General features: G+C 41.1%; 15 protein-coding genes. 14 read left to right on the top strand and 1 reads right to left on the bottom strand.

What is annotated here, in order from left to right:
* The first annotated feature begins 6 nt into the window (after positions 1–6).
* On the top strand, positions 7–867 hold the full coding sequence (locus UNH61_RS15030; protein ID WP_326992774.1) for a HEPN domain-containing protein: 861 nt from the start codon (positions 7–9) through the stop codon (positions 865–867).
* Positions 868–890: 23 nt separating this feature from the next.
* Positions 891–1301, top strand: a complete 411-nt coding sequence (locus UNH61_RS15025; protein WP_326992773.1) for a hypothetical protein — start codon at positions 891–893, stop codon at positions 1299–1301.
* Positions 1302–1417: 116 nt separating this feature from the next.
* Here UNH61_RS15025 and UNH61_RS15020 read toward each other — a convergent pair whose 3' ends face one another.
* A complete protein-coding gene (locus UNH61_RS15020; RefSeq protein WP_326992772.1) occupies positions 1418–1843 on the bottom strand; it encodes a hypothetical protein in 426 nt (141 codons plus the stop codon).
* 278 nt (positions 1844–2121) lie between these two features.
* On the opposite strand from UNH61_RS15020, the gene UNH61_RS15015 reads away from it, so the two are divergent.
* The 12 genes from UNH61_RS15015 (at position 2122) to traM (ending at position 12936) form a co-directional block, all read left to right on the top strand.
* A complete protein-coding gene (locus UNH61_RS15015; protein ID WP_326992771.1) occupies positions 2122–2991 on the top strand; it encodes an RteC domain-containing protein in 870 nt (289 codons plus the stop codon).
* A 398-nt stretch (positions 2992–3389) separates the two neighbouring features.
* A complete protein-coding gene (locus UNH61_RS15010; protein ID WP_326992770.1) occupies positions 3390–3821 on the top strand; it encodes a hypothetical protein in 432 nt (143 codons plus the stop codon).
* 268 nt (positions 3822–4089) lie between these two features.
* Positions 4090–4371 carry a DUF4134 domain-containing protein gene (locus UNH61_RS15005; RefSeq protein ID WP_326996168.1) on the top strand — a complete coding sequence of 94 codons (282 nt, stop codon included), beginning with the start codon at positions 4090–4092 and terminating at the stop codon, positions 4369–4371.
* Positions 4372–4383: 12 nt separating this feature from the next.
* Positions 4384–4704, top strand: coding sequence for a DUF4133 domain-containing protein (locus UNH61_RS15000; protein ID WP_326992769.1), 321 nt, complete (start codon positions 4384–4386; stop codon positions 4702–4704).
* A gap of 48 nt (positions 4705–4752) precedes the next feature.
* A complete protein-coding gene (locus tag UNH61_RS14995) occupies positions 4753–7194 on the top strand; it encodes a TraG family conjugative transposon ATPase (protein WP_326992768.1) in 2442 nt (813 codons plus the stop codon).
* Between the two features lie 18 nt (positions 7195–7212).
* Complete coding sequence (locus UNH61_RS14990; protein ID WP_326992767.1) at positions 7213–7884, top strand: conjugal transfer protein TraI; 672 nt, start codon at positions 7213–7215, stop codon at positions 7882–7884.
* A 6-nt stretch (positions 7885–7890) separates the two neighbouring features.
* Positions 7891–8499, top strand: coding sequence for a hypothetical protein (locus UNH61_RS14985; RefSeq protein WP_326992766.1), 609 nt, complete (start codon positions 7891–7893; stop codon positions 8497–8499).
* 11 nt (positions 8500–8510) lie between these two features.
* Positions 8511–9161, top strand: coding sequence for a TerB family tellurite resistance protein (locus UNH61_RS14980; protein ID WP_326992765.1), 651 nt, complete (start codon positions 8511–8513; stop codon positions 9159–9161).
* Between the two features lie 23 nt (positions 9162–9184).
* Complete coding sequence (gene traJ / locus UNH61_RS14975; RefSeq protein ID WP_326992764.1) at positions 9185–10474, top strand: conjugative transposon protein TraJ; 1290 nt, start codon at positions 9185–9187, stop codon at positions 10472–10474.
* A 70-nt stretch (positions 10475–10544) separates the two neighbouring features.
* Entirely contained in the window at positions 10545–11150 is a 606-nt protein-coding gene (gene traK / locus UNH61_RS14970) for a conjugative transposon protein TraK (RefSeq protein ID WP_326992763.1), read from the top strand.
* 10 nt (positions 11151–11160) lie between these two features.
* Positions 11161–11625, top strand: a complete 465-nt coding sequence (locus UNH61_RS14965; protein WP_326992762.1) for a hypothetical protein — start codon at positions 11161–11163, stop codon at positions 11623–11625.
* Positions 11626–11628: 3 nt separating this feature from the next.
* A complete protein-coding gene (gene traM, locus UNH61_RS14960) occupies positions 11629–12936 on the top strand; it encodes a conjugative transposon protein TraM (protein WP_326992761.1) in 1308 nt (435 codons plus the stop codon).
* The last annotated feature ends 13 nt before the right edge of the window (positions 12937–12949 follow it).

Here is a 12949-nt window from a genome sequence, read left to right as displayed (position 1 = left end):
CAACCGATGCGAACCTTTAATTTGTTCAATTCCCATAGCAGTCTTTTTCACAATGCACAACCTGAAATTGTCCGAATAATTAGAGAGGCAATACCTGCGGAAATGATTTATCTGTTGGGGTCGTCACTTTACCAGCGCCGTACTGAAACGATTTTCAATTGTACCTCTCCTGCATCAAACTATATGGGCGATTATTTTCTGTTAGTAATAATACCGGATTTGGAAGGTAGGCCGATGAGCGAATGGGAAGATGTTTTGGAGCAGAAATGCGCCCCAGTAATGAGGACAACGATTATAGTTATGGAGAAGGGCCGCTTTACTGAAAAGTACAAGGAAGGGAACATATTTGCAACGTCTGCGCAAAAGGCTGGCGCTGTTCTTTATGACGCTGGTTGTATTGATCTTCCTGCTCTCAACGAAATAGAAGTAAAGCAGCCGAGAGAGTGGCAAAAAGAGTATGAAAAAACCGTACATCGTGCCACAGAGTTTCTTGCGGGTGCAGATTTATACATTGCACGGGATGAAGCGGAGTTAGCTGCATTTATGATTCATCAGTGTTTTGAACAGTCATTGAAAACACTCATTTTGATTGGTAGTGGCTTTGTTGTTGATACTCATAGTGTCGATAGGCTCCTGAGATATGCCGGTCTTGTAACTTATAAATTGCTGGAGGTTTTCCCTGCTGACCAGGTTGATCGCAAAAAACTGCTGGAACTGCTACAGAAATCCTACGTTGGCGCTCGATATGCTTATGATTTTTCTCCGACAATGCCCAATGTTTTGAAGTTAAGAGGAAAGGCCAATTTGGTACTGGATATACTGGTAGATGCGGGCAAGTCTGGATTATTAGATGTGAAAGCATCTTGAATAATCTCTAAATTTGTAGTCGTATGAAGAAATATCAGGACAAAAAAATGGAGTATACTTTGCACTATCAATTAAGGGGATCTCGGCAGGAGATACTTTCTATAGTGTTTTCCAATTTTGACCTTGATAGCATGAGAGAGCGATTACAGGCGTGGTTGCATATTTGCCTGACAAATGATTATGGAGGTTATGATACCGGTGAAGATCGGAAAAAGCTGATGGCGTTTTGTGATGATTTGGAGCGGGTTATTGAAGCCTTCTATATTGAAAGTAAGGCACGGGAAAAGGGTTTGCAAATGCTCAAAGGCGAGGCAAGAAAGTTATTTAAAAAGTTAAATAAATGCGTTGCGCTATCAAAGGAAGAAAGGGAGAACACGGCTCCCGTATTGACCGAGTTCGCAAAATCCTATAAGAAACGGTATGTCCGGGCATAATTATTGTGTATGCTCGAATCGGTGATTATATGCGATGATGATACTGACAGGGAGCGCTTTTTTTCCGCATTGACGTTTTTTCAATGCGTTAATAGTTTAGTGAGTTTGATTTTTAGTTATCGCTGACTAATGTAAAGCCAGAGAAGGGTGGCTATCTTTTCTGCGTTGTTCCATTTAATTGTTTCATCACTTATATACTCTATTGATGGCATAATCTTTTGTTCGTAAAGAAACAATAAAAACTGTTCATCATCCCTTAACCGCTTCATTAAACTAATTATACGTTTAGTGAAGCGGTTATCTATTGTGGTATTTTTTCGGAAGTCTGTAAAACAAGTATGTGGGGAAATGTCAACTTTAAAGAACACTGATAAGTCGTTACCCAGCGCATCACATAGACTGAAAAAATCCTGTTTATTTATTGCTGAGTATTTTTCATGACTACAGATGCAAAAGTCTGCCACTATCATTACAAATTCAATAAATTCTTCCCTACTGCCGCTCCACCGCAATGCTCCATCAGGAATGCTCATATAGTTCATGATCTTTTTGTTTAGAAAGTACATACTACCTGCAATACAAAAACTATGCTTGCGGGCCTCTATTCCCCATAATTTTATCCACGTTTTTTCATCCTCTTTAAAACCCTGAGTGTCTATTTTCTAGGCCGAAATATAGGGAAATGAAGGCCAGAATCAACGCAGTTGAAATATTTCCGATTTGCTGTTTTAAACTTCCTTTTTGACCTATCGTGAAAGTCTGATTTGCACGGCTTTTGTGCTGATTGTGTGGGTAATATAAAGTTATAAAACTATTCCCTATGCAGAAGCAGCGATATTCCATATACGTATCGCTCCATAGCGAAATGGTAAATGAGTTAGATGGATTAGAAATAGAAAACCTTAGCGGAATTGAATACGCACGGCGTGGAATTGAAGTGGTAAAGTTAGCTATAGAGCGTTTAAGACAGCAGGTAATAAAAAATGGCTTTGCTGATGAAGAAAGTGAAATTTCCTTTTTCAAGGAAATGAAGCCCCAATTTATGAGCCGACTTATTTTCTTTCGGAAGCTCTATGACCTGGAGGTTAACCGACCGATACCGGCAGATAAACTAAACTCTGTTAAATACTTCAAACGTGAGATCCGCAGGATAAAGAAACACGTTAAGAAAAATGCCGATCTGCATTATTACTATAAATCAGGGCAGACATTTTTAGATAAAGTTTATTTTATCAGGAAGGTGAATGATCTGATGTATGCAGATGGTACTTACATGATAGTAGATAGCCAGTTTCAAACACAGCACGATAGCACCATTGCCGAATTTATTGCCAATGAACTTTACTGCGAGTACCTGTACGAGCAATTGGCACTGGTAGACGCATCGCAGCAACAGGTCAGACTTGTGCAACGAGAAGGAAATAAGGGTTTGCGTTGGACTGGCTCAAAGACCGCTCTTACCGAACTTATCTATGCCCTCTTTTCAGCTGGCGTTATCAATGATGGTAACGCGGAAGTAAAGGATATTGCAGCCGAGCTTTCCCAATTGTTTAACATTGATATTGGTAATTTCTATCGGACATTTCAGGAAATCCGTCTGAGAAAGAAAGATCGGTTTTCTTTCATGAATCAACTTATCGACCGGCTGGAAGATAGGATGAACTACTGGGATGAAAACCCGAAGCAGTAGAAAGCGTTGCAATAGTGGCAACGGTATTCCAGCCAGCCTGTGTCTCTAAACTAAAGTCAGTAATAATTGTCGCACAATGCGAGAAATCCCACTTCTGTCAGAAGTGGGATTTTTTTTTCCTCAAAATTGAATGTATGCGTGTATGGATATATATAAGGTCAGATTCTAATGCACACATCTGTTTGGTGGTAGACATATACCCGCTTAACTTTTGTAGGTAGCATTCAGGAAATATATGTATGCGTGGACGTACCCCTATATATACATATATGCACGCACCAACGCTTTTGTTTGAATATTCCTTCCTGTAAATAAATATTTCTCCTGCGTCTGATCATAGTGTGAAAACCAGTTTTCAAAGTGATTCATTTTTGTGTAGTAAATCAAACAATGCAATTATGATCTCATGGACTACTTACGCGATGTGGCTTGGCTTAGGTCTGGTAATTTATTATGCCGTTGTGGTTTTCTTTTTCAAAGCAAAAGGCAGTTCGATTTTACGGGTTAAAAGAAAAGCTGTCGAAAAGAAAGCAGTGGATGATGTTTTGTTCAAAGGTAAGCCAACTGCACAGGAAAGCACCGATGTGTCTACGATGGCTCCTGTGCATTCACTGGTTGACGAGTTACAAGCGTTGGTTAATCAGGCGGGAAAAGAAAAGATGGAGAAAGATGAGTTGTCGGATCGCCTAAAAACGCTGCTGAACAAATATCCCGGAACAAAAGGTAGTATCTATCAGAATGGTATTACCAACCTAATCGAAGTAATCGCGGAAGATCAATGCGGTATTCATTTCAGTGCGGAGGAATTAAGTGCTATGTGGGATGAATGAGTACCGTAAAGGAAACACTCGTCAGCACCGGTGTGCAGGAAAACCAAGTGCGTAGGGAACGGTGCGGAGTGTTTCTTTTTAAATAGTTGTTGTTGTAGTGTATTCGGCCCTGCCGTTACCTGATAGTGTTGGATGGTTAGTGAAATCGGGTCAGGTAGCGCGTAGGGCCTTTTATTGTCCTTACTTTTTTGATAACAATAAAAGCGAAGTGTGTATGAAAATGAAGTTGTTGCTAAATCGCTTAAAAGTGCGTTCACTGCAAGCCTCCATGCTGACAGTGGTTTCATTAATGGTTACTGTCTGTGCATATGCGCAGGACGGTAAAGCGGGGATTCAGGAGGCGAATACCAAAGTGCGTGGATATTTCGATGTGGGGTGTGATTTAATGTATGCTGTAGGCGCAATTCTCGGCTTGATCGGTGCAGTACGGGTTTATCAGAAATGGTCATCAGGCCATCCGGACACGGGTTCGACTGCGGCAGCATGGTTCGGCAGTTGTGTTTTCCTCGTAATCGTAGCCACTGTGCTGCGCTCCTTCTTTGGATTATAAATTATGTGATGTATGGCAAATAGTGTATACAGGATTAACAAAGGGGTGAACAACGCCATAGAGTTTAAAGGCTTGAAGGCGCAATACATCTGGTACTTAGGTGGAGGTTTAGTAATCGCGCTATTACTATTTGCCATACTCTATCTCGTTGGGGTCAATTCTTACTTCTGCATTGTCCTGGTGGCAGGTCTTACCATTTTTCTATTTACGAAGGTGTATAAACTAAGTAACAAATATGGAGAGCATGGAATGATGAAGAAGATCGCCAGCAGAGGTATTCCGAAGGTTGTAAAGAGTAATGACCGGCACATCTTCAAAAAGGAACACCGGTAAACATTGAGAAAGGGTTTATGATTTTGAAGCATTTAAAGATTTGTGAAGATGGAAAAGTGGCTAAAGAATATTTTCCCGATTGCAGATATAGAGCATAACTGCATATTAAGTAAACAAGGTGATATAACAATCGCCTACCGGGTTGATTTGCCGGAGATTTTCACCGGACATGCAGAGGATTTTGAGGGATGGCATCAGGGGCTTATAAAAGCTATTAAACTGTTGCCCAAAAATACCGTGTTTCATAAACAAGATTGGTTTGTGAAAAACCGCTATAAAGGCGAGTTTTCAGATGCAGATAGCTTTCTGAAAAAACGTAGTCAGGAGTACTTTAATAACAGGCCGTTTCTTGACCATCAGTGTTACATCATGCTAACAAAAAGGTCGTTGGCCCGCAAAGGATCTACGTCCTTAATGTCAAACCTTATCAGGCCCAATATTGTACCTGAGCAAACATTAAGCGCAGTAGCATTACAGGAATTTGAAGATGTAGCAGGTCAGTTTCAAAAAGTTTTGTCAGATGTTGGAATCATCCTGCATCGAATGGGTAATGATGAATTGCTCAGTCATGATAGACGCGCCGGACTGGTTGAAAAATACCTTTACCTGCTGGATAAGGAAGATGAGTTATTGGTACAGGATATTGAGTTACGAGATCAGCTGAGAGTTGGTAATAAAGATTGCCAGTTATTTACATTATCTGGCAATGATAGTTTACCGAGTGTTTGCGGATCACGAATCAACTATGACAAGTATAGTACCGACCGGACAAAGTTTTCCATTGGTTTTGCTTCGCACCTGGGATTATTGTTGCCTTGCAATCATATTTACAATCAGTACATCATCATCGATGATGCCCAACAGACGCTAAAGAAATTCGAGAGTAAGAGATTGCGCTTGCAATCACTGGCTGCATACAGCAGAGAGAACGCGATCAGCCGCGATGCTGTCAATGACTTTCTGAATGAAAGTATCAGCCAGCAGCGCCTTCCCGTCAAGGCCCACTTCAATGTTTTGGCATGGTCGGAATCGGCGGAAGAAGCAAAGGATATTCGCAATTTGGTTACGTCTGCGTTAGCGCAGATGGACGCCATTGCAAAACAAGAAACGATAGGTGCAGCCCAAATATTTTGGAGTGGTATTCCCGGTAACGCTGCTGATTTCCCAGCAAATGACACCTTTGATACTTTTGCTGAACAGGCATGTTGTTTTCTGAACCTTGAAAGTAATTATCGTTCGGATAACCCACAGGAAAGTATTCGCTTCTGTGACAGATTGACCGGTAAACCTGTATTCGTAGATCCGTACACAGCACCGCGTATGAAGGGGATTAGCTCGAATATGGGTACACTAGTTTGCGGTACATCGGGCGGAGGCAAAAGCATGACCGTAAATCACATGCTAAATTCCATGTACGAACAGGGTGCGCATTGTGTGATCCTCGACATTGGTGGTAGTTATCGTGGGCTTTGTGATCTTGTAGGCGGTTATTATTTTACCTATACGGAACAGAACCCTATCCGTTTTAATCCCTTTTATATCCCGGAAGGCCAGGTACTTGATACCGAAAAGAAGGAAAGCCTGAAATCTCTGCTCGTTGCGCTGTGGAAGCAGGAAAGTGAATCCTTTAACCGCTCTGAATATGTTGCCCTCTCCAATGCACTCACTGGATACTATAAATACCTTTCTGAGAATCCCACAGCATTCCCTTGCTTCAATACTTTCTACGAATACCTACAGAACTTTTTCATTGATGAACTGAAACTACATCGGCTCAAAGACCGGGATTTCGATATTGACAACTTCCTGTATGTGCTAAGACCATTTTATCGCGGAGGCGAGTTTGATTACCTGTTGAATGCAGAAGGTAAGCAGGACTTGTTGAATCAGCGATTCACGGTGATAGAAATGGACAATATCAAAGAGCATCCAGTCCTCTTTAGTGTAGTGACGCTGATCTGCATGGAGCTGTTCATTTCTAAAGTTCGGAAGCTGGCAGGCATCAGAAAAGTTTTTGTAATTGATGAGGCTTGGAAAGCCATCGCAAAGCCATCTATGGCGGAGTTTACTAAGTACGGATTTAAAACATTCAGAAAGTTCAATGGCGTTCCCATCGTCATCACGCAAGAGTTAGACGACTTGATTTCTTCCCCCATCATCAAGGATGCAATAATAGCAAACGCAGATGTAAAGATTCTCATGGATATGCGAAAGTTCATGAACAAGTTCGATCATCTGCAAGCTGCACTGGGCCTATCAGAAAAAGCTAAATCCATCCTGCTTAGTGTGAATAAAGACAACCGGGAAATATTCATGGAGATAGGCGGTCAGGTTGCTAAGGTATATAAAAATGACTTATGCCCGCATGAGTACTACGCTTTTACTACGGAGGGGAAGGAAAGGGTAAAGGTATTGGAGTACGCGGAAAGTTTGGGTAGCATGGAAAAAGCGATTGAGCAAATGGTGGCAGATAGAAAAAAAATTGTGTAACCCATAATCTCAAAGTGTATGAACAAGGTTTTTGTGACGGTGATGCTTTGTTTTTGCTTGGTGCTTGCACCGACAAAGAAAAGCCACGCGATTATCTGGGAAGTTGCAAGGCAGGCGCTCATTGCTGCAATTAAAGCCGCCGATCTTGCTGTACAACGTTTGCAAAACAAAACCATATGGTTGCAAAATGCTCAAAAGGAGGTAGAGAATATTCTAACAAAATTGAAACTCGATGAAATTTCGGACTGGGCGAAAAAGCACAAAGAACAATACCAGCAATATTTTGATGAACTGAGTAAAGTAAAGCAGGCTATCAGCGGATATAAACGAGTAAAAGAGATTATCAATAAACAAGTGGCTATTGTGGACGAATATAATGCTGCGTTCAAACTTTTCAAAAAGGACAAGCATTTCAACTCGCAGGAGATTGATTACATGACCAAAGTTTATACCGGCATTATTGACGAAAGTTTGAAGAACGTAGATAATCTGTTCCTGGTCATTAATTCTTTCAGTACCAAAATGACTGATGGTAAAAGAATCGAAATCCTTAATGGCGTTGCTGAAAGTATTGATATAAACCTAAACGACCTGCGCTCGTTCAATAACGAAAATAAGAAGTTGGTGCTGCAACGAGCGAGGGATCAAAAGGACGTTAAGCAGATAAAAATGATGTACGGAATTAAATAGTGTGTTATGAAACTTCTGATAATTTTTTGCTCGGTTCTGTTTCTGCACCTGCCTGTTTTTTCTCAGAGTAACCAGATAAAGGTATATCTCCAGCAGATAGCAGCTAACAAGGTTTATTTAGAATACCTACAGAAAGGTTATAAGATCGCCCGTCAAGGTTTAACGTTTATAGGCAATGTAAAGGACGGACACTTCAGCCTTGATAAAAACTTTTTTCTTTCGCTAGAAACTATAAACTCGAAAATCCGCAATTATACACGCATTGCTGAGGTTATCAGCAGTAGTCTTGAAATATCAAGGGACTTTACCGGAGTATTAAAAGACATGCGAGAGAGTAATCTATTCGCTGGATCTGAGGTTTCTTACGTAGCGGACATTAGGATCAGATTGCTCACAAGCTGCGAGAATATGTTATCTGACCTCGTGCCGTTGATCACGTCCGGGAAGATGGAACTGAGTGATGATGAGCGCATCAAACGAATAGATGCCATCTATGCTGATATGCAAGATTGTTATCTGTTCACAAAATCCTTTTGTTCATCTACAAAAGTGCAGGTGCTACAGCGACAGCAGGAAATGCGGGACGTAAAGACAATGCGAAAAGTAACAGAATAAAACTAGTGTCTATGAAAAAGTGCAGGAAGTGGTTCTATTGTTATTTATGTAGTTTGTTTCTTTTGTTGTTGGCCGCACCTGGGCAAAGCAATGCGCAGGCAAAAGAACTGGCGCAACTCGCTCTCAATATCGAAAAATTGGCGCAATTCAAACAAATTCTTTCTGATCTCAAAAAGGGTTACGAAATTCTATCTGGCGGCTATAATACAATCAAAAATATCAGTCAGGGTAATTTTCAATTACACAAAGTTTTTTTGGATGGATTAATGGAGGTGAACCCGGCGATTAAGAAATACAGCCGTGTGGCAGATATAGTTAACAATCAGGTTTTGTTGGTGAAGGAGTATAAAAGGGCTTTCCAGTATGCGAAGGAATCAGGCAGTTTTACAATAGAAGAAATTGAGTATATGGGGAGAGTGTATGGACGGCTATTCGATGCTTCACTTCAAAATCTGGATGACTTGGTAACTGTTATCACAGCGAGTAATCTTAGAATGTCAGATGAGGAACGGTTGAATGCAATTGATAAGATACACGCTGAGGTGTTGGATAAGTTGACATTTTTAAGGCACTTCAATTCTTCCAATACTGTTATGGCTATTCAGCGTATGAAAGAACAGAAGGAAGTGGAGCGCATGAGAAGTATGGAGGGGTTGAAATAATTATCATTTTAAAATCGTGGGGTATGAATGTGTGGTTGAAAGCTGTTTTAGCTGGTTCTTTATTTCTCTTTTTCCCTTGTTTTCTCTTTGCACAATCGGGAGGCGCAGCGGATGATATAAAAAGTTTGCATGTAGTGTTGGCTGAACTATATAACAAGTTGATGCCACTATGTGCTGAACTGATTGGTGTTGGGCGCGGTATCGCTGGTTTTGCTGCTCTATGGTATATAGCCGCACGGGTATGGGGGCATTTATCACGGGCGGAACCTATTGATTTTTATCCGCTGTTTAGGCCATTCATTATTGGTTTTGCTATTCTCATATTTCCGTCTGTTATTACCATGATTAATGGAGTAATGCAACCCACTGTTACAGGGACGGCAAAGATGGTTGATAAGGCTGATGTATCTGTGGCTGCACTGCTAAAACAAAAAGAAGAAGCGATCAAGAAAACAGATGTATGGCAGATGTACGTTGGCCCAACTGGTGAAGGCGGCAGGGAACAATGGTATAAATACACGCATGATGGAAAGCCCAGTACCGATGAAGGTTTTTTTGCTAGTGTGGGCAACGATATACGATTCGCTTTTGCAAAGGCATCATACAATTTCAGAAATGCGATAAAGGAGGTGATTGCGGAAGTACTACAGCTTTTATTTGCAGCTGTTTCTCTGTGTATTAATACCATGCGAACTTTCAATTTGATCATCTTGGCAATATTGGGGCCATTGGTTTTTGGGCTTTCTGTATTTGACGGATTTCAGCATACGCTTAAACACTGGTTGGCAAGGTATATAAATGTATTTCTTTGGTTGCCGATTGCGCAGATATTCGGTGCCGTAATAGCGACTATTCAAGCTGAGATGCTGAAAATTGACCTTACACAAATCGGTCAGACCGGTGATACGTTTTTTAGCAGAACAGATTTGGGGTATATGGTTTTTTTGATAATAGGAATTTACGGATATACCACTATTCCTAGTATCGCTAACCATATCATGTTTGTTGGCGGGGACGCGCTTACTGGTAAAATGACAGCTGCGGTGGGTGGAGTAGCTGGTGCTGCTGCTGGTGCTGCCAAAGGTGCTGCGGGAATGGCTGGTAGGGCTGCCGGTGCTGCTGCTGACGGTTTCGGTGATCTCATGTTTGCCGATAACAATTCTGTAGAAGCAGGTTTGAGGAACCTATATAATGCTCCGGATAATATCAAAGATGGATATGATTCTGGAAGTACAGGTAAAGGATTGGCTGCGGATGCAGGTCGTGCTTATGGGCATATGGCTAATAAGTTAAAGGGGGGTGATACCTCGTGAGTATAGGATTGGCGGATTATTGAAATGAAACAATGTGTTGAATGAAAAGTGAAAGTGTATGTTTCAAAAAATGAAAAGTATTCAGGGTGCCTTTGCGCATGTGCGGATATTCACCCTTCTTATAGTGCTGTTGTCTTTTTTTTTGTCAGCGTTTACCATTTACAAATCTATGTTGCTGGCATCAAAAACACAGGATAGAATTTATGTCCTGGCTAATGGAAAAGTTCTGGAAGCATTTGCCAGCGAAAAGAAAGACAATATTCCCGTAGAAGCACGGGATCACGTGAAAATGTTTCACTACTATTTCTTCACACTAGACCCCGATGAAACTGTCATTAAGAACAATATCGTCCGTGCCTTATACATGGCGGATGCTTCTGCGAAAAGGCAGTATGAAAATCTAAAGGAAAGCGGGTATTATAACAATGTGATCTCAGGAAATATTTCACAGAAAATTGAAGTAGACAGTGTTTCCGTGAATGTGGATCAGTATCCGTATTATTTCAGGTGTTATGCCCACCAGCGAATTATAAGAGCAACAAGTATATTGATAAGAAGCCTTACTACAGAAGGGTATATACGAAATATCAGTCGTAGTGACAACAATTCACACGGTTTTTTAATAGAGAGGTGGTCTACGCTGGAAAATCGGGATATAAATACTACGGAACGTTAAACTGTTTTATATGTGGAAATTATTTAGACGGAAGGCAGGTCGTATTACTGTTGTTGATGCTCTTTCACAACGTTTCTCCGGGAAGGCGGAACATTTGCAAAGAAGATGGGCTGATAGGCTGAATGCAAAGGTGGCTAACTGGTCATCATTTAAGGTAAAGGTTATATTGGTGGTATTTATTTTCAGCTATGTAACTGTTACCGCTTTGGTGCTGATAAACGCTGGAAAATCCGCAGGTAGCCATGTTCGCATCCAGCCAATATTGATACCCAAGAATGTTTTGCCGTCAGACAATCACAGTAACACACCAGCATCGCTATATGTGACAGAAAAAATGAAACTATTTCGGAAATACCTAGATAGTCTGAGAAATGATAAGATCGGAAAGGGTGTTTATGATAGTCTGCTGGTTGCTAGGCCCGGTCTTATAGACAGCCTTTATCAAATGGAAGCATTAGATAACAATAAAAAATAGTTTATGAAAAGTGATGAAAGTGTAGTTAATGAAAAGCTGCGAAAACAACGACAGTTTCTGATGGTAATGCCTGTTTTGGTGATTCCATTTTTGACTATCCTGTTATCGTCTTTTGGTGTTATTGGCAATGGAAGCAAAGGTATTGTTACAGTTGTTAAAAAAGATGGTATCAACATGGATTTGCCGTGGGCTAAGGCATCCGGTGATAGTAGCTGGAATAAATTGATGTACTATGAAATGGCGGATAAGGATTCAGCTAAGATGCGCACACTGAAAGAGAAAGATCCGTATTACTCTACTCCATCGGTGTATGAGAATATTTTTAGGGCCGACACGTCAGGAATTGGATATGTAAAAGGTGATCCGCAGATGAAAAGCCCTTATGGAATTTCAAGTAAAGATGAGAACGAGGAAAAAGTGTACCGTAAGATTGCCGCAATCAACAGCGAACTTGAAAGGAGTACGACTAAGGAACAAACAGCTACGTCAACCTTAGAAATTCCGAGGGAAAAAGCGGATTTGCAAGGTGTAGACAGATTGGAAGCTATGATGAAGGAAATGAGTGAAGATAAACCCGATAAACAAATGGAACAGATTTCTGGTGTGCTTGAAAAAATTTTAGACATACAGCATCCGGGACGTGTTAAGGATCGTTTGCAGGAAATGTCCGAATCGAATCGAAGTCAGGTTTTTAGTGTCAAATCTTCACGGGGAAATGATGTGGTATCGCTTATGGAAGCAGATACCGGAAGGAGAAACACCTTTTTGGATTCGTTAAGGGCGGCGCGATTGGGGACTTCTAATAAGTTTTATTCATCGGACGATGAAGCCGGTGAGGTAAAACAGAACACTGTCCGGGCGGTAATCGCGGAATCTAAAGAGGTGATGGATGGCTCAAAAGTTCAGCTGCGGTTGTTGGAGGAAATTTTTGTTGCTGGTGTGCCTATACCACGAAACACCTTTGTTTGGGGTAAAGGAAAGTTAGCTGATGGCAGATTTGTAATAAACGTAACCTCAATACAATATGGTAACAATATTCTCCCTGTTGATTTGAGTGTATTTGACATGGATGGAATCCTGGGCGTAGATGTTAATGCAAACATGGCAACGGAGGTTACTAAGCAGACAACGGATCAGGCTATACAAAGTTTAAGTATTGCCAGTCTTGATCCCAGTATTGGTGCGCAGGCGGCCAGTGCAGGCATTCAGGCCGCGAAGTCTTTAGTCGGCAGGAAATTAAAAGTGGTGAAAGTTAATATCCGCAGTGGTTACGATGTGCTTCTTGTGGATAACAACGTGAAAAATCGGTAATAATCAATTAAAA

Origin of the sequence: Chitinophaga sp. 180180018-3 (genome assembly GCF_037893185.1) — a bacterium.
Taxonomy (GTDB): Bacteria; Bacteroidota; Bacteroidia; order Chitinophagales; family Chitinophagaceae; genus Chitinophaga.
This window is presented reverse-complemented; position numbering and strand designations above follow the sequence as displayed.

Bases quoted from the DNA above. Each gene is read 5' to 3' on its own strand.
- UNH61_RS15030 (WP_326992774.1), top strand. From the start codon at position 7: ATGCGAACCTTTAATTTGTTCAATTCCCATAGCAGTCTTTTTCACAAT.
- UNH61_RS15025 (WP_326992773.1), top strand. From the start codon at position 891: ATGAAGAAATATCAGGACAAAAAAATGGAGTATACTTTGCACTATCAA.
- UNH61_RS15020 (WP_326992772.1), bottom strand. From the start codon at position 1,843: ATGAACTATATGAGCATTCCTGATGGAGCATTGCGGTGGAGCGGCAGT.
- UNH61_RS15015 (WP_326992771.1), top strand. From the start codon at position 2,122: ATGCAGAAGCAGCGATATTCCATATACGTATCGCTCCATAGCGAAATG.
- UNH61_RS15010 (WP_326992770.1), top strand. From the start codon at position 3,390: ATGATCTCATGGACTACTTACGCGATGTGGCTTGGCTTAGGTCTGGTA.
- UNH61_RS15005 (WP_326996168.1), top strand. From the start codon at position 4,090: ATGCTGACAGTGGTTTCATTAATGGTTACTGTCTGTGCATATGCGCAG.
- UNH61_RS15000 (WP_326992769.1), top strand. From the start codon at position 4,384: ATGGCAAATAGTGTATACAGGATTAACAAAGGGGTGAACAACGCCATA.
- UNH61_RS14995 (WP_326992768.1), top strand. From the start codon at position 4,753: ATGGAAAAGTGGCTAAAGAATATTTTCCCGATTGCAGATATAGAGCAT.
- UNH61_RS14990 (WP_326992767.1), top strand. From the start codon at position 7,213: ATGAACAAGGTTTTTGTGACGGTGATGCTTTGTTTTTGCTTGGTGCTT.
- UNH61_RS14985 (WP_326992766.1), top strand. From the start codon at position 7,891: ATGAAACTTCTGATAATTTTTTGCTCGGTTCTGTTTCTGCACCTGCCT.
- UNH61_RS14980 (WP_326992765.1), top strand. From the start codon at position 8,511: ATGAAAAAGTGCAGGAAGTGGTTCTATTGTTATTTATGTAGTTTGTTT.
- traJ (WP_326992764.1), top strand. From the start codon at position 9,185: ATGAATGTGTGGTTGAAAGCTGTTTTAGCTGGTTCTTTATTTCTCTTT.
- traK (WP_326992763.1), top strand. From the start codon at position 10,545: ATGAAAAGTATTCAGGGTGCCTTTGCGCATGTGCGGATATTCACCCTT.
- UNH61_RS14965 (WP_326992762.1), top strand. From the start codon at position 11,161: ATGTGGAAATTATTTAGACGGAAGGCAGGTCGTATTACTGTTGTTGAT.
- traM (WP_326992761.1), top strand. From the start codon at position 11,629: ATGAAAAGTGATGAAAGTGTAGTTAATGAAAAGCTGCGAAAACAACGA.